At 62.0% G+C, this 20,139-nt stretch carries 18 protein-coding genes; 9 read left to right on the top strand and 9 right to left on the bottom strand.

The features are described from left to right. Positions 1-142: 142 nt before the first annotated feature. Genes J2Y83_RS06465 through J2Y83_RS06455 form a run of 3 tightly spaced genes read right to left on the bottom strand, consistent with a single transcriptional unit; the run spans position 143 to position 2,150 of the window. Positions 143-760, bottom strand: coding sequence for a TPM domain-containing protein (locus J2Y83_RS06465; RefSeq protein ID WP_253393908.1), 618 nt, complete (start codon positions 758-760; stop codon positions 143-145). 31 nt (positions 761-791) lie between these two features. After that, complete coding sequence (locus J2Y83_RS06460; RefSeq protein ID WP_253393906.1) at positions 792-1,520, bottom strand: TPM domain-containing protein; 729 nt, start codon at positions 1,518-1,520, stop codon at positions 792-794. Positions 1,521-1,538: 18 nt separating this feature from the next. Then, positions 1,539-2,150 carry a LemA family protein gene (locus J2Y83_RS06455; protein WP_247407416.1) on the bottom strand — a complete coding sequence of 204 codons (612 nt, stop codon included), beginning with the start codon at positions 2,148-2,150 and terminating at the stop codon, positions 1,539-1,541. 241 nt (positions 2,151-2,391) lie between these two features. On the opposite strand from J2Y83_RS06455, the gene bglX reads away from it, so the two are divergent. After that, positions 2,392-4,683 (top strand): beta-glucosidase BglX, encoded by a 2,292-nt coding sequence (bglX, locus tag J2Y83_RS06450; RefSeq protein WP_253393904.1) that lies wholly within the window; start codon positions 2,392-2,394, stop codon positions 4,681-4,683. A gap of 112 nt (positions 4,684-4,795) precedes the next feature. Here bglX and J2Y83_RS06445 read toward each other — a convergent pair whose 3' ends face one another. The 4 genes from J2Y83_RS06445 to J2Y83_RS06430 form a co-directional block, all read right to left on the bottom strand. Continuing rightward, complete coding sequence (locus J2Y83_RS06445) at positions 4,796-5,953, bottom strand: phospholipase D-like domain-containing protein (RefSeq protein WP_253393902.1); 1,158 nt, start codon at positions 5,951-5,953, stop codon at positions 4,796-4,798. A 1-nt stretch (position 5,954) separates the two neighbouring features. Further along, positions 5,955-6,545 (bottom strand): YceI family protein, encoded by a 591-nt coding sequence (locus tag J2Y83_RS06440; protein ID WP_253393900.1) that lies wholly within the window; start codon positions 6,543-6,545, stop codon positions 5,955-5,957. Positions 6,546-6,645: 100 nt separating this feature from the next. Beyond that, entirely contained in the window at positions 6,646-6,960 is a 315-nt protein-coding gene (locus tag J2Y83_RS06435; RefSeq protein ID WP_253393897.1) for an amidase, read from the bottom strand. Beyond that, entirely contained in the window at positions 6,957-8,030 is a 1,074-nt protein-coding gene (locus J2Y83_RS06430) for a serine hydrolase domain-containing protein (RefSeq protein WP_253393895.1), read from the bottom strand. Before J2Y83_RS06430 ends, J2Y83_RS06435 begins: the two co-directional genes overlap by 4 nt. Before the next feature lie 184 nt (positions 8,031-8,214). On the opposite strand from J2Y83_RS06430, the gene olsB reads away from it, so the two are divergent. Both olsB and J2Y83_RS06420 read left to right on the top strand, forming a co-directional pair. Then, entirely contained in the window at positions 8,215-8,970 is a 756-nt protein-coding gene (olsB, locus tag J2Y83_RS06425) for an L-ornithine N(alpha)-acyltransferase (RefSeq protein WP_017844841.1), read from the top strand. After that, a complete protein-coding gene (locus J2Y83_RS06420) occupies positions 8,970-9,761 on the top strand; it encodes a lysophospholipid acyltransferase family protein (RefSeq protein WP_253393893.1) in 792 nt (263 codons plus the stop codon). The genes olsB and J2Y83_RS06420 overlap by 1 nt, the downstream gene beginning before the upstream one ends. 58 nt (positions 9,762-9,819) lie before the next feature. On the opposite strand, the gene J2Y83_RS06415 is transcribed toward J2Y83_RS06420, so the two are convergent. After that, complete coding sequence (locus J2Y83_RS06415) at positions 9,820-10,404, bottom strand: ACP phosphodiesterase (protein ID WP_247406395.1); 585 nt, start codon at positions 10,402-10,404, stop codon at positions 9,820-9,822. Between the two features lie 154 nt (positions 10,405-10,558). On the opposite strand from J2Y83_RS06415, the gene J2Y83_RS06410 reads away from it, so the two are divergent. From J2Y83_RS06410 to J2Y83_RS06400, 3 genes are read left to right on the top strand one after another with little or no spacing between them, the layout of a single operon-like run. Further along, complete coding sequence (locus J2Y83_RS06410) at positions 10,559-10,885, top strand: ArsR/SmtB family transcription factor (RefSeq protein WP_017844838.1); 327 nt, start codon at positions 10,559-10,561, stop codon at positions 10,883-10,885. A gap of 13 nt (positions 10,886-10,898) precedes the next feature. Continuing rightward, on the top strand, positions 10,899-12,065 hold the full coding sequence (locus tag J2Y83_RS06405; RefSeq protein ID WP_253393891.1) for an MFS transporter: 1,167 nt from the start codon (positions 10,899-10,901) through the stop codon (positions 12,063-12,065). Positions 12,066-12,093: 28 nt separating this feature from the next. Continuing rightward, positions 12,094-13,149 carry an alkene reductase gene (locus tag J2Y83_RS06400; RefSeq protein WP_253393889.1) on the top strand — a complete coding sequence of 352 codons (1,056 nt, stop codon included), beginning with the start codon at positions 12,094-12,096 and terminating at the stop codon, positions 13,147-13,149. 234 nt (positions 13,150-13,383) lie between these two features. On the opposite strand, the gene J2Y83_RS06395 is transcribed toward J2Y83_RS06400, so the two are convergent. Continuing rightward, the gene (locus J2Y83_RS06395; RefSeq protein WP_253393887.1) at positions 13,384-14,016 is read right to left on the bottom strand and encodes a TetR family transcriptional regulator; all 633 of its coding nucleotides are present in this window, start codon (positions 14,014-14,016) and stop codon (positions 13,384-13,386) included. Between the two features lie 286 nt (positions 14,017-14,302). Here J2Y83_RS06395 and J2Y83_RS06390 point away from each other — a divergent pair, with 286 nt between their 5' ends. From J2Y83_RS06390 to adeC, 3 genes are read left to right on the top strand one after another with little or no spacing between them, the layout of a single operon-like run. Continuing rightward, positions 14,303-15,451, top strand: coding sequence for an efflux RND transporter periplasmic adaptor subunit (locus J2Y83_RS06390; protein WP_253393885.1), 1,149 nt, complete (start codon positions 14,303-14,305; stop codon positions 15,449-15,451). A 3-nt stretch (positions 15,452-15,454) separates the two neighbouring features. Next, positions 15,455-18,616: an efflux RND transporter permease subunit gene (locus J2Y83_RS06385; protein ID WP_253393882.1), complete on the top strand. Its 3,162-nt coding sequence runs from the start codon at positions 15,455-15,457 to the stop codon at positions 18,614-18,616. Beyond that, on the top strand, positions 18,613-20,070 hold the full coding sequence (gene adeC, locus J2Y83_RS06380; protein ID WP_253393880.1) for an AdeC/AdeK/OprM family multidrug efflux complex outer membrane factor: 1,458 nt from the start codon (positions 18,613-18,615) through the stop codon (positions 20,068-20,070). Before J2Y83_RS06385 ends, adeC begins: the two co-directional genes overlap by 4 nt. Positions 20,071-20,139: the final 69 nt, after the last annotated feature.

The following is a 20,139-nucleotide window of genomic DNA, read 5'->3' as shown; positions in this document are numbered from 1 at the left end:
GTAAGATTGGCGCCTCCAACCGCAGATCCAAATGTGGGAGGGGGCTTGCCCCCGATAGCAGTGTGTCAGTCAGCTCATCTGCAGCTGATGCACCGCCATCGGGGGCAAGCCCCCTCCCACATTGGGTTCGGCACTGGTTGGGTTATTCGAGCACGATCAGGCGATTGGGCAGTTCATTACGGGTTTGCGTCACCGGTACATGCACCTTGAGCAACTCACCGCTGGCTTCGATGCAGGCAATGAACCCGGCCAACGTTTGCCCCTGTTTCACCTGTTGGGTAAACGCCTTGACGATGCCATCCCAACTGCTGTCATCCAGGCGCTTGGAAATCCCGTCATCCACCAGGATCTCCACATAGCGCTCGGCCTCGCTGACAAAAATCAACACCCCGGTGCCGCCCAGCGTGTGGTGCAGGTTCTGCTCGAGGAACTGCCGGCGCGCCAGGTTCGAGGCACGCCAATGGCGTACTGAGCGAGGGATCAAGCGGGTGGTGACTTTAGGCAGGCGAAACACCAGGCACAGCACGATGAACGTCGACCACTGCGCCAACAACAAGGCGTACATGCTCAGGTAGCCCGACAAGTAATGCACCACTCCCGGCACCACCAACGCAATCAGGCTGGCCCACAGCAACGGGATATAGGCGTAATCATCGGCACGCGCGGCCAGCACGGTCACCAGTTCGGCGTCGGTCTGTTGCTCGACCCGGGCAATCGCTTCGGCGACCTGGCGTTGTTCGTGTTCAGTCAGTAGTGCCATGGTTGTAAACGCTCGTTTTTAGTTGTTGTCATCACCAGCCACCCGAAGCCCCGCCACCGCCGAAACCGCCACCGCCGCCGCGAAAACCACCGCCACCGCCGCCGCCCCCACCGCCACGGCCGCTGCTGCTGAGAATCGCCAGCAGGATCGCCCACACCGGCAGGCCCAGGCGATTGCACAGCCACAACACGCCGATCAGCAGGATGAACAAGCCGATGGAAAACCCCGGATTATCCTTGGCGAAGTTGGCATCCGCCACGTGAGCTGGCACCGCCAGCGGCTCGCCGCCTACCACCTGGATCATCGCGGCGACGCCGTCGCTGATGCCCTGGCTGAAGTTGCCGGCCTTGAACTTGGGCGCAATCACCTGATTGATGATCACCCACGACTGCGCATCGGTCAGCGTGCCTTCCAGGCCGTAGCCGACTTCGATGCGCAATTTGCGCTCATCGCGAGCGACGATCAACAGCGCGCCGTTGTCCTTGCCTTTCTGGCCGATGCCCCACTGGCGCCCCAATTGATAACCGTAGTCTTCAATCGGCACGCCCTGCAGGTCAGGCACGGTGACCACCACGATCTGGTCGCCACGGCTTTGCTCCAGCGCCTGCAATTGCTGGGTCAACTGCGCGCGCACCGCCGGGTCGATCATCTGCGCGGTGTCCACCACCCGCCCGGTCAACGCCGGGAAGGTCAACGCCGCCTGGGCCACGCCCGCGCAGGCCAACAGCCACAGCGCCAGGCCTATCCGTAATAAACGCATCGACACCTCAGTGCAGCCTTATTTGAACTTCACTTGCGGCGCTTTATCGGCATCGGCACTGGTGGCTTCAAACGTAGCGCGGATCGGCAAATCGCTGTACATCACGCTGTGCCACAGACGCCCTGGGAACGTGCGGAGCTCGGTGTTGTAGGCCTGCACGGCCTGGATAAAGTCGCGACGGGCCACGGCGATGCGGTTTTCCGTGCCTTCCAGCTGAGATTGCAGGGCCAGGAAGTTCTGGTTGGCCTTCAGGTCCGGGTAGCGCTCGGACACCACCATCAAGCGGCTGAGAGCACCACTCAAACCGTCCTGGGCTTGCTGGAACTGCTTGAGTTTTTCCGGGTTGTCGAGGGTGCTGGCGTCGACCTGGATCGAAGTCGCCTTGGCCCGCGCTTCAATCACGGCGGTGAGGGTGTCTTGTTCATGGGTCGCGTAGCCCTTGACCACTTCCACCAGGTTGGGGATCAGGTCGGCACGCCGTTGATACTGGTTCTGCACCTGGCCCCAGGCCGCCTTGGCCTGTTCATCCAGGGTCGGAATGGTGTTGATGCCGCAACCGCTCAGCACCGTGCTGATCAATAACAAAGCCGCGGCTTTCAAGCCCCAGCGGTAACCTTGTGCTGCTTGCATGGTGTTTCTCCTGCCCAACTTTGATGGAATTTGACGACTCGCCCTATAAACCGCGCGCATGGGGCATAATCCGCCCCCACTACTGGAATGCATCGAGCCAATCAGCTAAAAAGATGCCCAGCGCGATAAAGAGTTCAGAGTGTGCTGCATTTATCTGAACGACACCCGAACAACAATAGACGCTCCCCACATTTTGGCCGATCAGCCTAACCGCTGTGCAGTGCGCCGAAAAAGGAAATTCATGAAAAAGCTGTGTTTGCTCGGCCTTGTTGCCACTCTGGCCACCCACCCCGTCTGGGCAGAAACAAAGCCTGCTGCGCTTAAAGGCAAGGACGCCTTCGTCAGCGATCTGCTCAAGCAGATGACCCTCGATGAAAAGATCGGCCAATTGCGCCTGATCAGCATCGGCCCGGAAATGCCCCGCGAGCTGATCCGCAAGGAAATCGCCGCCGGCCGCATCGGTGGCACCTTCAACTCCATCACCCGCCCGGAAAACCGTCCGATGCAGGACGCGGCCATGCGCAGCCGGTTGAAGATCCCGATGTTCTTCGCCTATGACGTGATCCACGGCCACCGCACGATTTTCCCGATCAGCCTGGCCCTGGCTTCCAGTTGGGACATGGACGCCATCGGCCGCTCCGGGCGCATTGCCGCACAGGAAGCCGCGGCCGACAGCCTCGACATCACCTTTGCGCCGATGGTCGACATCTCCCGCGACCCGCGCTGGGGCCGGACCTCCGAAGGCTTCGGCGAAGACACGTACCTGGTGTCGCGCATCGCCGAAGTGATGGTCAAGGCCTTCCAGGGCACCAGCGCGGCGAATGCCGACAGCATCATGGCCAGCGTCAAGCACTTCGCCCTGTACGGCGCGGTGGAAGGCGGTCGCGACTACAACGTGGTCGACATGAGCCCGGTCAAGATGTACCAGGACTACCTGCCGCCGTACCACGCGGCGATCAAGGCCGGTTCCGGCGGTGTGATGGTCGCGCTCAACTCGATCAACGGCGTGCCCGCCACCGCCAACACCTGGCTGATGAACGACCTGCTGCGCAAGGACTGGGGCTTCAAGGGCCTGGCCGTCAGCGACCACGGCGCGATCTTCGAGCTGATCAAGCACGGCGTGGCCAAGGACGGGCGTGAAGCCGCCAAGCTGGCGATCAAGGCCGGCATCGACATGAGCATGAACGACTCGCTGTATGGCAAGGAATTGCCGGGGCTGCTCAAGTCCGGCGAGATCGAGCAGAGCGACATCGACAACGCCGTGCGCGAAGTGCTCGGCGCCAAGTACGACATGGGCCTGTTCAAAGACCCGTACCTGCGCATCGGCAAGGCCGAGGACGACCCGGCCGACACCGACGCCGAAAGCCGCCTGCACCGCGCCGACGCGCGTGACGTGGCACGCCGCAGCATGGTCTTGCTGAAGAACCAGAACGACACCCTGCCGCTGAAAAAATCCGCGACCATCGCCCTGGTCGGCCCACTGGCCAAAGCCCCCATCGACATGATGGGCAGTTGGGCCGCTGCCGGTAAGCCGGCACAATCGGTGACCCTGCTCGATGGCCTCAACGCGGTGATCGGCGAAAAAGGCAAAGTGATCTATGCGCGTGGCGCCAACATCACCAATGACCAGGCCGTGGTCGACTACCTTAACTTCCTCAACTTCGATGCCCCGGAAGTGGTGGATGACCCCCGCCCAGCCCAGGTGATGATCGACGAAGCGGTCAAGGCCGCCAAGGATGCCGACGTGGTGGTCGCTGCGGTGGGCGAGTCCCGCGGCATGTCCCACGAGTCCTCCAGCCGCACCGACCTGAACCTGCCGCAAAGCCAGCGCGACCTGATCAAGGCGCTGAAAGCCACCGGCAAGCCGCTGGTGCTGGTGCTGATGAACGGCCGGCCGCTGTCGATTCTCGAAGAAAACCAGCAAGCCGACGCGATCCTGGAAACCTGGTTCGCCGGCACCGAGGGCGGCAACGCCATCGCCGACGTGCTGTTTGGTGACTACAACCCGTCGGGCAAGCTGCCGATTACGTTCCCACGCTCGGTGGGGCAGATTCCGACCTACTACAACCACCTGACCATCGGCCGGCCGTTTACCCCAGGCAAGCCGGGCAACTACACGTCGCAGTACTTCGATGACACCACCGGGCCGCTGTTTCCGTTCGGCTATGGCCTGAGCTACACCAGCTTCAGCCTGTCGGACATGGCGCTGTCGTCCACCACCCTGAACAAAACCGGCAAGCTCGACGCCAGCGTCACCGTGAAAAACACCGGCAAGGTCGACGGCGAAACCGTGGTGCAGCTGTATATCCAAGACGTGGCCGGCTCGATGATCCGCCCGATCAAGGAGCTGAAGAACTTCCAGAAAGTCATGCTCAAGGCCGGCGAAGAGCGCACGTTGCACTTCACCATTACCGAAGAGGACTTGAAGTTCTACAACACCCAGCTCAAGTTCGCGGCGGAACCGGGTGAGTTCAATGTGCAGATCGGCTTGGACTCCCAGGATGTGCAGCAGCAGACCTTCGAACTGCTCTAACACCTGACGCTGTAAACCATGTGGGAGGGGGCTTGCCCCCGATAGCAGTGGGTCAGCCAATGAATCAATTGACTGACACTCCGCTATCGGGGGCAAGCCCCCTCCCACATGTCTATCCGCGTCGATCCAGAAGGTTGACCACCAACCGATCGATCCACCCCCACACCCGCTGCTTCACCCGCCGCCACAACGGCCGCGACTTCCACGCCTCCAGGCTGACCGCCTGGCTCTGGGCAAAATCCCGCTCGAAACTGCCCGCCACGGCCTGCGTCAATGTAGGGTCCAGCGCTTCGAGGTTGGCTTCGAGGTTGAAGCGCAGGTTCCAGTGGTCGAAATTGCATGAACCGATGCTGACCCAATCGTCCACCAGCACCATTTTCAGGTGCAAAAAGCACGGCTGGTACTCAAATATCTGCACGCCCGAGCGCAGCAAGCGCGGGTAATAACGGTGCCCGGCATAGCGCACCGACGGATGATCGGTGCGCGGGCCGGTCAGCAGCAAGCGCACATCCACCCCGCGCCCCGCCGCTCGGCGCAAGGCCCGGCGCACGCTCCAGGTGGGCAGGAAATACGGGGTCGCCAACCAGATGCGCCGCTGGCCGCTGCTCAGCGCGCGGATCAGCGAGTGCAAAATATCGCGGTGCTGGCGCGCGTCGGCATAAGCGACGCGACCAAGACCGGACCCGGTCGCCGGCACTTTGGGCAAGCGCGGCAAGCCGAAGTGGGTGGCCGGTTTCCAGGCTCGACGGTCGTCGTTGGCCAACCATTGCCGGTCGAACAGCGCCTGCCAATCCAGCACCAGCGGGCCGCTGATCTGCACCATCACTTCGTGCCAGTCGGCGCTGTCCTGCCCCGGTGTCCAGAATTCATCGGTAACGCCGGTGCCGCCGACCACGGCAATGTCTTGATCGACCAGCAACAACTTGCGGTGGTCGCGGTACAGGTTGCGCATCCAGCGCCGCCAGTTCAGGCGATTGTAAAAGCACAATTGCACACCGGCGTCGGTCAGGCGCTTACGCAGCCCGAGGGTAAACGCCAGGCTGCCGTAATCATCGAACAGGCAGCGCACCTGCACGCCCCGCTCCGCCGCCAGCACCAGCGCCTGCACCATGGCGTCGGCGCAGGCCCCGGCTTCCACCAGGTACAACTCCAGATCCACCTGCCGCTGCGCCTGGGCAATGCACGCCAGCATCTGCGGGAAAAAGCTCGGCCCGTCGATCAACAACTCGAAACGGTTGGCGCTGCGCCACGGGAACACTGCGCCGCTCACGTCAGCGCGCCGTAAAAATCAGTACCGCACCCACCGGCACCGACAAACTGATCGACGCCAGCCCAGCCGCCTTGCGCAACGCCGTCACTCCCGGCACCAACTCGAAATCCTCGGCATGCAACACCACCGGCTCCAGGGTCACCACCTGGAAACGCCGATCATCCAAACGCGTGGCCAACAACTCGGCGCTGTAGGTCTGGGTCTTGCCATGCAGCGTGACGCTTAATGGCAGGCGCAACTCCAACTGCGCGCCGGGGGCCAGGTCGTTGATCGGTTGCAGGTTGATTTGCGTATTGATCAGCGCTTCGGGGAAGGTCTTGATCGCGAACAACTGATTGCGCATGCGCTCATCGCGCAGCGGGATGCCGCTGTTGACCGACTCCAGCTCCACTTCCACCTGCGCCGCACCGTTGCGGTCGACCTTGCCGTGCAACACCAGGAAGCGCTGCACTTCGGCAATCTCGGTGTTTTTGGTGGTAACGAACGACAGCCGCGAGGACTCGTTGTCCAGGTACCAGTCGGCGTGGGCAGGCACGGCAGCGGTGGCCAGCAGGGCGAAGGCCAGGGGTTTGATGACAGACGCGTTGAACATTAAAGACTCGTGGGGCGGAAAAACCTGAACGAACCTTAACTGTGCCGCTTGCCCTGTGCAATCTAACTGACAACGCCGCCCCTGCATTGGAAGCGGCGTTTCAGGGGTTGAGACGGCAGCCCTGATGTTCGCCCAACCATCTGGCCGTATGGGTACGCCCCAATCCACTGGCCGTCACTTCACTACGCTCCGGGTCATCGGTGAACGCGCTGATCGACACGTACTGCTTCACATAGCCCCGGCAATACTCCGCCGGGTTATTTGCCACATACCGGCACGAGCAATACTCCTTGGCGGTGTAGGCCGCGATGATGTCGGGGAAGGCTTGCAGGTTGACGCGCTCATGCCAGATCCAACCCAGCAGGGCGAGCAACAGCAGCAGAAACAGGCTGGTAAACGGCCGACGGCGGATCATGGCTGCACCGCCGCCAGCACGCGTTTGAGCAGTTCATTATGGCGATAGCTGCCGTCGCGATCATCGCCGTAACGCACGATCACCAGGTGTTCATCGGGCATCACGTACAGCGCCTGCCCCCAGTGGCCGAGGGCGGCGAAAGTGTCGGCGGGGGCGTCGGGCCAGGGTCTTGGGGTGCCTTGGTTGAGCCACCACTGGCCGCCAGGCACGGCTTCGTCCTGGCCGGGCGTGTATTTATCGAAGGGTTGGCGATTGAAGTCGACCCAGGCTTTGGGCACCAGTTGTTGCTCCCCCCAGCGACCGTCGCGCGCCATCAGCAGGCCGACGCGTGCCAGATCGCGGGCGGTGAGGTAGGCGTAGGACGAGGCGACGAAGGTTTCATCGGCATCGGTTTCCCAGGTGGCGTTGCGAATGCCCAGCGGCTTGAACAGCGCGTCCCACGGGTAACTCATGTAGGCCTTGTGGCCAAGCATGCCCTTGAGCGCGGCGGAGAGCAGGTTGCTGTCGCCGCTGGAATAACGGAAAGCCTCGCCCGGCGCGCGGGCGGCGTCCATACCGGCGACAAACGCAGCCATATCGGCGTGGCCGCGGGTGTAAAGCATCGCGACGACCGAGGATTTCAGCGGGGCATATTCGTAATCCTCCTGCCAATCGAGGCCCGAGGCCCAGTGCAGCAAGTCGGCCATCGTCACGGTGGGATGCTGTTTCATCGGCGGGTAGAAACGTGCGGCGGGGTCGCTCAATTTGAAGCGGTTTTCGCCGTAGGCCACGCCCAGCACCGTCGCCATCAGGCTTTTGCTCACGGACCACGTCAAGTGCGGCGTGCGGGCGGTGGTGGGCGCGGCGTAGCGCTCGTAGATGACTTCGCCATCGCGGATCACCAGCAACGCGTCGGTGCGGATGCCTTGGCGGGTGGCGTCGTCACGCGCAGGGAAAGCGTAGGCGTTCAGGGCATCGACAGCGGGACCTTCGATAGGCGTGCCCTTGGCCCAGTCTTTGTCAGGCCAGGTTTCGGCATAGGCGGTAACGGTGACGAACAACAGGGCAACGCACAGCAAGCCTCTGACCATGACACGCACTCAAGGGGGCATTCAAGCCCGCGAGCCTAGCCGAGGCCGATGACAGATTGGCGACACAGGGGCGTGTCATCTAAGCGTCACCGTAACTTCATGGAGATGACACCGAGCCTACATAGCCTGAGTTTGGACAAACAAGTCGACCGGCCGGAACGTGGCTGGCACTCGGAGATTCGCCATGACTCAGATCGCCCGCATCAGCGACACCGGCAATGAACGCCGCCTGCAAGCCGAACGCCTGATCGGCGCCCAGGCTTTGCAAGAAGCACAGGCCCTGCGGTTCAACGTGTTCAGCGGCGAGTTCAACGCCAAGCTGAAAGGCGCGGAACTGGGCCTGGACATGGATGACTATGATGTTCACTGCAGCCACATCGGCGTGCGGGATTTGAACAGCGGTCGACTGGTGGCCACCACCCGTTTACTCGATCACCAGGCCGCCAGCACCCTGGGCCGGTTCTACAGCGAAGAAGAATTCAGCCTGCATGGCCTGCTGCACTTGCAGGGCCCGATCCTGGAAATCGGCCGCACCTGCGTCGACCCGGCCTACCGCAACGGCGGCACCATCGCGGTGCTCTGGGGCGAGTTGGCCGAAGTGCTCAACGAGGGCTGCTACAGCTACCTGATGGGGTGCGCAAGCATCCCGATGCACGATGGCGGCATCCAGGCCCACGCGATCATGCAGCGCCTGCGCGAACGCTACCTGTGCAACGAACACCTGCGCGCCGAGCCGAAAAAACCGCTGCCGGCGCTGGACCTGCCGTCCAACGTCATCGCGGAAATGCCGCCTCTGCTCAAGGCGTATATGCGCCTGGGCGCGAAGATCTGCGGCGAGCCGTGCTGGGATGAAGATTTTCAGGTGGCCGACGTGTTCATCCTGCTCAAGCGCGATGAGTTGTGCCCGCGTTACGCCCGCCACTTCAAGGCGGCGATGTGATGGGCCGCCTGCGCGTGTACGCGCGGATCGCCCGCGTGCTGCTGGTGGTGGCGCTGGGCTTGAGCATGGCCGGTGTGTTTGGTCTGTTCGAGCGCCTGGGGGTGGCGAACTCGATGGTGCGCCGTCAGCGTTGGTCGCGGTTCTTTATGGCGCGGCTGACCAACGCCCTGCCCTTTCGCGTGACGGTGCTGGGTGAATTGCCGCAAACGCCGATGCTGTGGGTGAGCAATCACGTGTCCTGGACCGACATTCCGCTGCTGGGCATGGTCGCGCCGATGTCGTTTTTGTCCAAGGCCGAAGTGCGCACCTGGCCGGTGGCCGGCTGGTTGGCGGCCAAGGCCGGCAGCCTGTTTATTCGCCGGGGTGCGGGCGACAGCCAGTTGATCCGCAAACAGATGACCCGTCACCTGGAGCAACAGCACCCGCTGCTGATGTTCCCCGAAGGCACCACCACCGACGGGCGCAGCCTGCGTACCTTCCACGGGCGCTTGCTGGCCAGTGCGATCGACGCGCAGGTGTCGCTGCAACCGGTGGCGATTCGTTATCTGCGCGACGGGCAAGTAGACCCGCTGGCGCCGTTTATTGGCGATGATGATTTGCTCTCGCACCTGATGCGCTTGTTTGCCAACGACCAGGGCGATGTGGAAATCCATGTGCTCCAGCCGATTGCCTGTGCCGGGCAGGAACGCGCGGCGCTGGCGTTCCAGGCGCAGCAGGCGGTGCAGAAGGCGTTGTTCGGGCCGCTGCCGGAAGCTGAGCAGATTGCGGTTCGGCCGGCATTCGCCGCCTGAAGCGGGCACGGTCAACAATGTGGGAGGGGGCAAGCCCCCTCCCACATTTAGATCTCAGTTAGATCTCAGTGGTCAGTTGAGCGTGTGCAAATTGTTGCAACTCAGGATAAAACAGCCGGAAGTCTTCACTCAGCGGCTCGTATAACGTGCGCAATTCCTGCATCGCATGGCCCAGCGCCTCAGGCTGCGTCAACCGCCGCGAGATCCCCCGCAACACCTGCTCCATCACCCCAAACTCGCGGTATGAGCCCAGCCAATCATCTGCCGCCATGTACGGCGCAATCTGCGCCAGCCGCCCCGGCAGTTGCGGTTCAGCCGCGAGCACGCGGTACACCTGTGAAGTGAAATGCTCCAGAGGCTGGTCGGCATAGCGCTGCCAATCCCGCGCCAGGCAGTGATCGAAAAACACATCGAGGACGATCCCGGCATAGCGTCGGCGGGTCAGGCTGAAGCGCGACAGCGCTTCACCGACCAGCGGATGGCTGTCGGTGAAGCGGTCGATTGAGCGGTGCAACTGGATGGCCGCTTCGATGGACGGACTGAACTGGCCCTGCAGGCGGCCTTTGACGAAGTCGCCATACAGGCTGCCCAGCAGTTGTGCAGGAAGTTGGCCGCCCAGGTGCAGATGTGCGAGATAATTCATGGTGTGCAGTCTATCACTGCCGCCAACATATCGTTATAACCCGATATACCGATTTAGCCTGATCTCAGATCAAAATCATATTGGAATATCGGGATATACCGATTTAAAGTTCGCCTCATCGCGATATAACGCTTTACGACACCGAGCAACTGCCATGTCCATCGACCTCGACGAAATAATAAAAGCCCTGGCGCACCCAGTACGGCGAGACATCCTCACTTGGCTGAAAGACCCGAAAGTGCAATTCCCCGAGCAACTGCACAACCACGAATACGGCATCTGCGCCGGGCAGATCGACCAGCGCTGCGGCTTGTCCCAGTCGACCGTGTCGGCCCACCTGGCCACCTTGCAACGGGCGGGATTGATCAGCAGCCAGAAGGCCGGGCAGTGGCACTTTTTCAAACGCAACGAAGAAACGATCCAAGCCTTCCTCACTGCGCTCATTACTGAGCTCAGTTCTGAAATCCGCGCACCACTGTAACAAGGACACGCACATGCCCCTCTCGCTCCTCATCCTGGCCCTGAGCGCCTTCGCCATCGGTACCACCGAGTTCGTCATCATGGGCCTGCTGCCCGATGTGGCGGCGGACCTGGGCGTGTCGATTCCCGGCGCCGGCTGGCTGGTGACCGGCTACGCCCTCGGCGTGGCCATCGGCGCGCCGTTCATGGCACTGGCCACCGCCAGGCTGCCACGCAAGGCCGCGCTGGTAGCGTTGATGGGCATCTTCATTATCGGCAACCTGCTCTGCGCCCTGGCCAGCGACTACAACGTGCTGATGTTTGCCCGCGTGATCACTGCGTTGTGCCACGGGGCGTTCTTCGGGATCGGTTCGGTGGTCGCCGCCAACCTGGTGCCGGCCAACAAGCGTGCGTCCGCCGTGGCCTTGATGTTCACCGGCCTGACCCTGGCCAACGTACTGGGTGTGCCCTTGGGTACCGCGCTGGGCCAGGAAGCCGGCTGGCGTTCGACCTTCTGGGCGGTGACCGTGATCGGCGTGATCGCGTTGATCGGCCTGATCCGCTTCCTGCCGGCCAAGCGCGATGAAGAAAAACTCGACATGCGCGCCGAACTGGCCGCGCTCAAGGGCGCCGGCATCTGGTTGTCGCTGAGCATGACCGCGCTGTTCGCCGCGTCCATGTTCACCCTCTTCACGTATGTCGCGCCGCTGCTTGGCGACGTCACCGGCGTGTCGCCCAAAGGCGTGACGTGGACCCTGCTGCTGATCGGCCTGGGCCTCACCGTGGGCAACATCATCGGCGGCAAGCTGGCGGACAAACGCCTGGCCGCCACCCTGATCGGCGTATTCATCAGCATGGCGGTGGTCTCCACCGCGCTGACCTGGACCAGCATCGCGCTGATCCCGACCGAGATCACCCTGTTCCTCTGGGCCACCGCCTCGTTCGCCGCCGTGCCCGCGCTGCAGATCAACGTGGTGACCTTCGGCAAGGCCGCGCCGAACCTGGTGTCCACCTTGAACATCGGCGCCTTCAACATCGGCAACGCCCTCGGTGCCTGGGTCGGCGGCAGCGTGATCGCCCACGGTTTCGGCCTGACCAGCGTGCCCCTGGCTGCCGCAGCCCTGGCGATCCTCGCGCTGCTGGTGACCTTGATTACTTTCCGTCAGAGCGGCGATGCCGACCTGGCCCCTGCGACCCACTGATCAACTTAAAAGAGAAGGGTGTTATCCCATGACGACTATTTTCGATCCGATCACACTGGGCGACCTGCAACTGTCGAACCGCATCATCATGGCGCCGCTGACCCGCTGCCGTGCCGACGCCGGTCGCGTGCCCAATGCGCTGATGGCCGAGTACTACGTACAACGCGCCTCCGCCGGGCTGATCCTCAGCGAAGCCACGTCCGTGACGCCGATGGGCGTGGGCTACCCGGACACCCCGGGCATCTGGTCCAACGATCAGGTACGCGGCTGGGCCAATGTAACCAAGGCCGTTCACGGGGCGGGCGGCAAGATTTTCCTGCAACTGTGGCACGTCGGCCGGATCTCCCATCCGTCGTACCTGAACGGCGAAACCCCGGTGGCGCCAAGTGCGATCCAACCTAAAGGCCACGTCAGCCTGGTGCGCCCGCTGGCCGACTACCCGACCCCGCGCGCCCTGGAAACCGCTGAAATCGCCGACATCGTCGACGCCTACCGCACCGGTGCCGAGAACGCCAAGGCCGCCGGTTTCGACGGCGTGGAAATCCACGGGGCCAATGGCTACCTGCTCGACCAGTTCCTGCAAAGCAGCACCAACCATCGCACCGACAACTACGGCGGCTCCCTGGAAAACCGCGCGCGCCTGCTGCTGGAAGTGACCGACGCCGCCATCGACGTCTGGGGCGCCGGCCGCGTCGGGGTCCACCTGGCACCACGCGCCGACTCCCATGATATGGGTGACGACAACCTGGCCGAAACCTTCACCTACGTCGCCCGCGAACTGGGCAAACGTGGCATCGCCTTTATCTGCTCGCGTGAAAAGGAAGGCGCTGACAGCCTCGGCCCGCAACTGAAAGCAGCCTTCGGCGGCGTGTACATCGCCAACGAACGCTTTACCAAGGACAGCGCCAACGCCTGGCTGGCCTCGGGCAAGGCGGATGCGGTGGCCTTTGGCGTACCGTTCATTGCCAACCCGGACCTGCCGGCACGCTTGAAAGCCGATGCGCCGCTGAACCAGGCGCACCCGGAAACCTTCTACGCCAAAGGCCCGGTCGGTTACATCGACTACCCGACGCTGGCGCTGTGATGTAATGTGCTGAAACGAAAAAGCCCCGATGCGCAAGCGTCGGGGCTTTTTCAATAGGGCCGGGAAACATTCCTTCACAGCCTTGCAACAAAATCGCTACAAAATACTTAGGCGGCTACCTGTCAACCGCCCGCCAGCCCGTATATAAAGTCTTCCCACCAATAAGTCAGAAGGACGGTTGTGCTTCCTTAGGCTTTACTGTTGACATAATTTGAAGCAATTACACATTTTGACTTAATTGCGCAGGCTAGGGCTCAAGCGCAGCATGTCCAGCCCTGCATCGACCCAACGCTCGGCATCCTGGTGCAGCTCAAAACTGTCCGGTACCAGCAGCCACTGGCTCAGCAAGCCATTGATGTAGGCATGAATGCACGCCGCTGCGCGCGTGGTGTCGAGGTTTTCCGGAAGTTGCCCGCGATGAACCGCGTTACGCAAGGTCAGGCTGATACGCAGGTTGCACTCCAGGCTGTGGGTCTGGCGCTGGCGACGCATGTCACACATTTCATCGGTGAACTCGCACTTATGAAACAGGATCTCGTTGATGCGCCGGGTTTTCGGGTCCAGGACCACTTGATGAAAAAGATGAATCAACAGCTTGCGCATGCACCCCAGCGGGTCGACTTCATCCTCGCTTTCACCGGCCCTGGCCAGCTCGTTCAGGGGTTCGTGCAGCGTGTCGAGCAATGCCTGCAACAGATCGGACTTATTGCTGAAGTGCCAGTAGATGGCGCCACGCGTTACGCCCGCCCGCCCGGCGATGTCCGCCAGCGTGGTCCGCGCGACACCGCGCTCATAAAAGGCCTGCTCAGCGGCGTCGAGAATTTGGCTGCGCGTTTCCTGAGCTTCCTCTTTGGTGCGACGAACCATGGCAATAAAACCTCAATCAGAACACGTGGGACTATCGGTAACGCTGCTTTAATAGGCGGTAACGATCATCTGAATAATTGTGGGACGACACCGTCATGGGCGCCGAACGTACTAAAATCGCGACTTGGCGCGTTGCTTTGCCAACAATCCGCGAAGCCTGTCAAGAGTTTACAAACAACCATGAACGTAAGTATATTGCGTAGCAAGCTACTTATCTACTCACAGCTTGTTTTTTACCCTTCCACACTTCTTGTGCGCAGTCTGCGCGCCTGACCCGAGGATCTTCATGCAACTTAAGCCAGCTGTTACCGCTCTGGTCACTGCCGTCGCCCTGGCATCGCTGCTCAGCGGATGCAAAAAGGAAGAGGCGGCTCCGCCCGCGCAAACTCCTCTGGTCGGCGTGGTCACCCTTCAACCGCAAGCCTTTACCCTGACGTCCGAGCTGCCAGGCCGCACCACCGCCTACCGCATCGCGGAAGTCCGTCCGCAGGTCAATGGCATCATCCTCAAGCGCCTGTTCAAGGAAGGCGGGGATGTGAAGGAAGGCCAGCAGCTTTATCAGATCGATCCGTCGGTCTATGAGGCCACCCTGAAGAGCTCGCAGGCCAGCCTGTCCCAGACCAAGTCGATCTCCGACCGCTACAAGCAGTTGGTCGATGAGCAAGCCGTCAGCCGTCAGGAATACGACACGGCCGTGGCCAACCGCATGACCGCCGAAGCCAACGTGCAAACCGCCCAGATCAACGTGCGTTACACCAAGGTGTTCGCGCCGATCTCCGGGCGTATCGGGCGTTCCTCGGTCACCGAAGGCGCGTTGGTCAGCAATGGCCAGGCCGATGCCATGGCCGTGATCCAGCAACTGGACCCGATCTACGTCGACGTCACGCAGTCTTCGGCTGAAATGCTGAAACTGCGCCGCGACCTGGAAAGCGGCCAACTGGAGAAAGCCGGCGCCAACGCCGCCAAGGTCAAGCTGACCCTGGAAGACGGCAGCGACTACGGCAAGGAAGGCAAGCTGGAGTTCTCCGAAGTGTCGGTTGACCAGACCACCGGTTCGGTCACTCTGCGCGCCGTGTTCCCCAACCCTGACCACACCCTGCTGCCCGGCATGTTCGTACACGCCCAGTTACAAGCCGGTGTGAACAGCAAGGCGATCCTGGCACCGCAGCAAGGCGTGACCCGAGACCTCAAGGGTATCCCGACGGCGTTGGTGGTCAACGCGGACAACAAAGTTGAGCAGCGCGTGCTGGTCGCCAACCGCACCGCCGGCGCTTACTGGCTGGTGGAAAAAGGCTTGAACGCCGGTGACCGTGTGATCACCGAAGGCTTGCAGTACGTCAAGCCGGGCGCTCAGGTCAAGGTCAAGGACGCCGACAACGCCCAGCCTGCCGGTACCGCCGCTCCTGCTGCCGCTGCTGCTGGCAAAGGGGAGTAATCCATGTCGAAATTTTTTATCGACCGTCCCATTTTCGCCTGGGTAATTGCCCTGGTGATCATGCTGGTCGGGGCACTGTCGATCCTGAAGTTGCCCATCAACCAGTACCCGGCCATTGCGCCAACCGCCATCGATATCCAGGTGACCTACCCAGGCGCATCCGCACAAACCGTGCAGGACACCGTGGTGCAGGTGATCGAACAACAGCTCAACGGTATCGACAACCTGCGTTATGTGTCATCGGACAGTAACTCCGACGGCAGCATGACCGTCACCGTGACGTTCAACCAGGGTACCAACCCGGACATCGCCCAGGTTCAAGTGCAGAACAAGCTGAACCTGGCAACCCCGCTGCTGCCGCAAGAAGTGCAGCAGCAGGGTATCCGCGTGACCAAGTCGGTGAAGAACTTCCTGATGGTGATTGGTCTGGTGTCGGAAGACGGCAGCATGACCAAGGACGACCTGTCCAACTACATCGTGTCCAACATCCAGGACCCGATTTCCCGTACTGCGGGTGTAGGTGACTTCCAGGTATTTGGTTCGCAGTACGCCATGCGTATCTGGCTCGACCCGGCCAAGCTGAACAACTACCAGTTGACCCCGGTAGACGTCAGCACCGCGATTTCGGCCCAGAACGTACAGGTGGCCACCGGCCAATTGGGCGGCCTGCCTGCCCTGCCCGGCACGCAGTTGAACGCGACCATCATCGGCAAGACCCGTCTGCAGACTGCCGAAGAGTTCGGCAAAATCCTGATGAAGGTAAATACCGACGGTTCGCAAGTGCGCCTGCGTGACGTCGCCCGTATCGAACTGGGCGGCCAGAACTACAGCGTCGCCGCGCAGTTCAACGGCAAACCGGCCTCTGGTATGGCGATCAAGCTCGCTGCAGGCGCCAACGCCCTGGACACCGCCAAGGCCATCCGTGCCACCGTGGCGTCCCTGGAACCGTTCTTCCCGCCTGGCATGAAGGCGGTGGTGCCGTATGACACCACCCCGGTGGTGACCGAGTCGATCTCCGGTGTGGTTGACACCCTGGTCGAAGCGATCGTCCTGGTGTTCCTGGTGATGTTCCTGTTCCTGCAGAACTTTCGCGCCACCATCATCACCACCATGACCGTACCGGTGGTATTGCTGGGTACCTTCGGGATCCTGGCCGCGTTCGGCTTCACCATCAACACCCTGACCATGTTCGGCATGATCCTGGCCATCGGCTTGCTGGTGGACGACGCCATCGTGGTGGTGGAAAACGTCGAGCGGGTGATGGCCGAGGAGCATCTGTCGCCGAAAGAGGCGACGGTCAAGTCCATGGGCCAGATCCAGGGCGCCCTGGTGGGTATTGCCCTGGTGCTGTCGGCGGTACTGTTGCCGATGGCGTTCTTCGGCGGCTCCACCGGTGTGATCTACAAACAGTTCTCCATCACCATCGTTTCGGCCATGGCGTTGTCGGTACTGGTTGCGCTGATCTTCACCCCGGCCCTGTGCGCCACCATGCTCAAGCCGATCGACCCCGAGAAGCACGGCCAACCCAAGCGTGGCTTCTTCGGCTGGTTCAACCGCAACTTCGACCGTAGCGTACTGAGCTACGAGCGCGGCGTGGGGAACATGCTCAGGCACAAGATTCCGGCGTTCCTCGTTTACGCGCTGATCTTTGCTGGCATGATCTGGCTGTTCATGCGTATCCCTGCCGCCTTCCTGCCCGACGAAGACCAGGGCGTGATCTTTGCCCAGGTGCAGACGCCGGTCGGCTCAACGGCTGAACGCACGCAGAAAGTCATCGACGACATGCGCATCTTCCTGCTCAACGACAAGGAAGGCGAACCCGGCGAAGGCAAGGGCGTGAAATCGGTCTTTACCGTAAACGGCTTCAACTTCGCGGGTCGTGGTCAAAGCTCGGGCCTGGCATTCGTGATGCTCAAACCGTGGGATGAGCGTGACGCCTCCACCTCGGTGTTCGAGATCGCCAAGCGCGCCCAAGGTTACTTCATGCAGACGTTCCAGGACGCCATGGTGTTTGCCATCGTGCCACCGTCTGTACTGGAGTTGGGTAACGCCACCGGTTTCGACGTGTTCCTGCAAGACCAGGGCGGCGTCGGCCATGATAAGTTGATGGCTGCGCGCAACCAGTTCCTGGGCATGGCCGCCCAGAGCAAGATCCTCGCCGGTGTGCGCCCCAACGGCGTGAACGATGAGCCGCAGTACGAGCTCACCGTCGACGACGAAAAGGCCAGCGCCCAAGGCATCACGCTGTCGAACATCAACCAGACCCTGGCCATCGCCCTGGGTGGCAGCTACGTCAACGACTTCATCGACCGTGGTCGAGTGAAGAAGGTGTACGTGCAGGGTGACGCCGCCAGCCGGATGTCGCCGGAAGACCTGAACAAATGGTACGTGCGCAGCGACTCCGGGAAGATGGTGCCGTTGTCGGCCATCGCGTCGGGCAAGTGGATCTACGGTTCGCCGAAACTCTCGCGCTATAACGGTGTGGCGGCGATGGAAATCCTCGGTACCCCGGCACCGGGCTACAGTACCGGTGAAGCCATGGCCGAAGTCGAACGCATCGCCAAGCAATTGCCGGCGGGTGTCGGCTATGCCTGGACGGGCCTGTCGTATGAAGAACGTCTGTCCGGCTCCCAGGCGCCTGCGCTGTACGCTCTGTCGCTGCTGGTGGTGTTCCTCTGCCTCGCGGCGCTGTACGAAAGCTGGTCGATTCCGATCGCGGTGGTACTCGTCGTGCCGTTGGGTGTGGTGGGTGCGTTGATGGCCACCAGCCTGCGCGGCTTGTCCAACGACGTGTTCTTCCAGGTGGGCTTGCTGGTGACGGTGGGCCTGGCGGCGAAGAACGCCATCCTGATCGTGGAGTTCGCCAAAGAGCTCCACGAACAAGGCAAAGGCATTGTCGAGTCGGCGATCGAAGCGTCACGCATGCGTCTGCGACCGATCATCATGACGTCCATGGCGTTCATCCTCGGCGTATTGCCGCTGGCGATCTCCTCCGGCGCCGGCTCAGGCAGCCAGCATGCGATCGGTACCGGCGTTATTGGCGGTATGATCACGGCCACGGTCCTGGCGATTTTCTGGGTGCCACTGTTCTTCGCAACCGTGTCCGCCATGGGCGAACGCAAAAAGACTGAACCCAAGCAAACTCCTAAAGAGGCTGGCCAATGAGCAAGTCGCTACTTTCCTTAGCCGTCACGGCATTCGTGCTCAGTGGCTGCTCGCTGATACCTGACTATCAGCGCCCCGAAGCGCCGGTGGCCGCACAGTTCCCGCAGGGCCCGGCGTATTCGTCGAACCAGGCACCGAGCCAGGCCGCCGCCGAACAGGGCTGGAAGCAGTTTTTCCATGACCCGGCCCTGCAACAGCTGATCCAGACCGCGCTGGAGAACAACCGCGACCTGCGCGTCGCGGCCTTGAACATCGATGCCTACGCGGCGCAGTACAACATCCAGCGCGCCGACCTGTTCCCGGCCGTGTCGGCCACTGGCAGCGGCAGCCGCCAGCGCGTACCGGCACGCTCGTCGCAAACCGGTAAAGAGAGCATCAGCAGTTCATACTCGGCCACCCTGGGTATCAGCTCCTATGAGCTGGACCTGTTTGGCCGTGTACGCAGCCTGAGCGAGGAAGCGCTGCAGAAATACTTCGCGACCGAAGAAGCGCGGCGCAGTACCCAGATCAGCCTGGTGGCCAGTGTGGCGACTGCCTATCTGACCTGGCAGTCCGACAAGGAACTGCTCAAGCTGACCCAGGAAACCCTGGGCGCATACGAGCAGAGCTACAAGCTCACCTCGCGCAGCAACGAAGTCGGCGTGTCCTCGGCCCTCGACCTGAGCCAAGCGCGCACCTCGGTGGAAAACGCCCGGGTGGCCCTGGCACGTTATACCCGCCAGGTGGCCCAGGACGAAAACAGCCTGACCCTGCTGCTCGGCACCGGCCTGCCGGCGAATCTCGCCAGCAAACCGCTGTCGGATGACCTGCTCAGCGAAGTGCCGGCCGGGTTGCCATCGGACCTGCTGCAACGTCGTCCCGACATCCTGCAGGCCGAGTACAACCTCAAGGCGGCCAACGCCAACATCGGCGCAGCCCGTGCAGCGTTCTTCCCGAGCATCAGCCTGACGGCCAACGCCGGCACCATGAGCCCGGACCTGGGCGGCCTGTTCAAAGGCGGCTCGGGCACCTGGTCGTTCGCCCCGCAGATCAACATCCCGATCTTCAACGCCGGTAGCCTGCGCGCCAGCCTGGACTACTCGAAGATCCAGAAAGAGATCAACGTGGCCAACTATGAGAAGGCCATCCAGACCGGCTTCCAGGAAGTCTCCGACGGCCTCGCCGCGCGTGAGACCTACAAGGAGCAACTGGAAGCCCAGCGTGGTTTCGTCGCCGCCAACCAGGATTACTACCGCCTGGCCGAGCGTCGCTACCGCATTGGCGTCGACAGCAACCTGACGTTCCTCGACGCCCAGCGCCAACTGTTCAGTGCCCAGCAATCGCTGATCACCGACCGCCTGGCGCAGTTGACCAGCGAGGTCACCCTGTACAAGGCCCTCGGCGGTGGCTGGAATGAACAGACGGCGAATAACCAGCCGTTGAAAGAAGAAGCGCCAAAGATGAAGTTGTTCTGATAGTCGCGCGGTAAACCAAACCGCTTCCCTCACCGGAAGCGGTTTTTTTACGCCTGACCTGTACCCACC

The organism is Pseudomonas marginalis (assembly GCF_024169655.1).
GTDB classification, from domain to species: domain Bacteria; phylum Pseudomonadota; class Gammaproteobacteria; order Pseudomonadales; family Pseudomonadaceae; genus Aquipseudomonas; species Aquipseudomonas paraveronii.
This window is presented reverse-complemented; position numbering and strand designations above follow the sequence as displayed.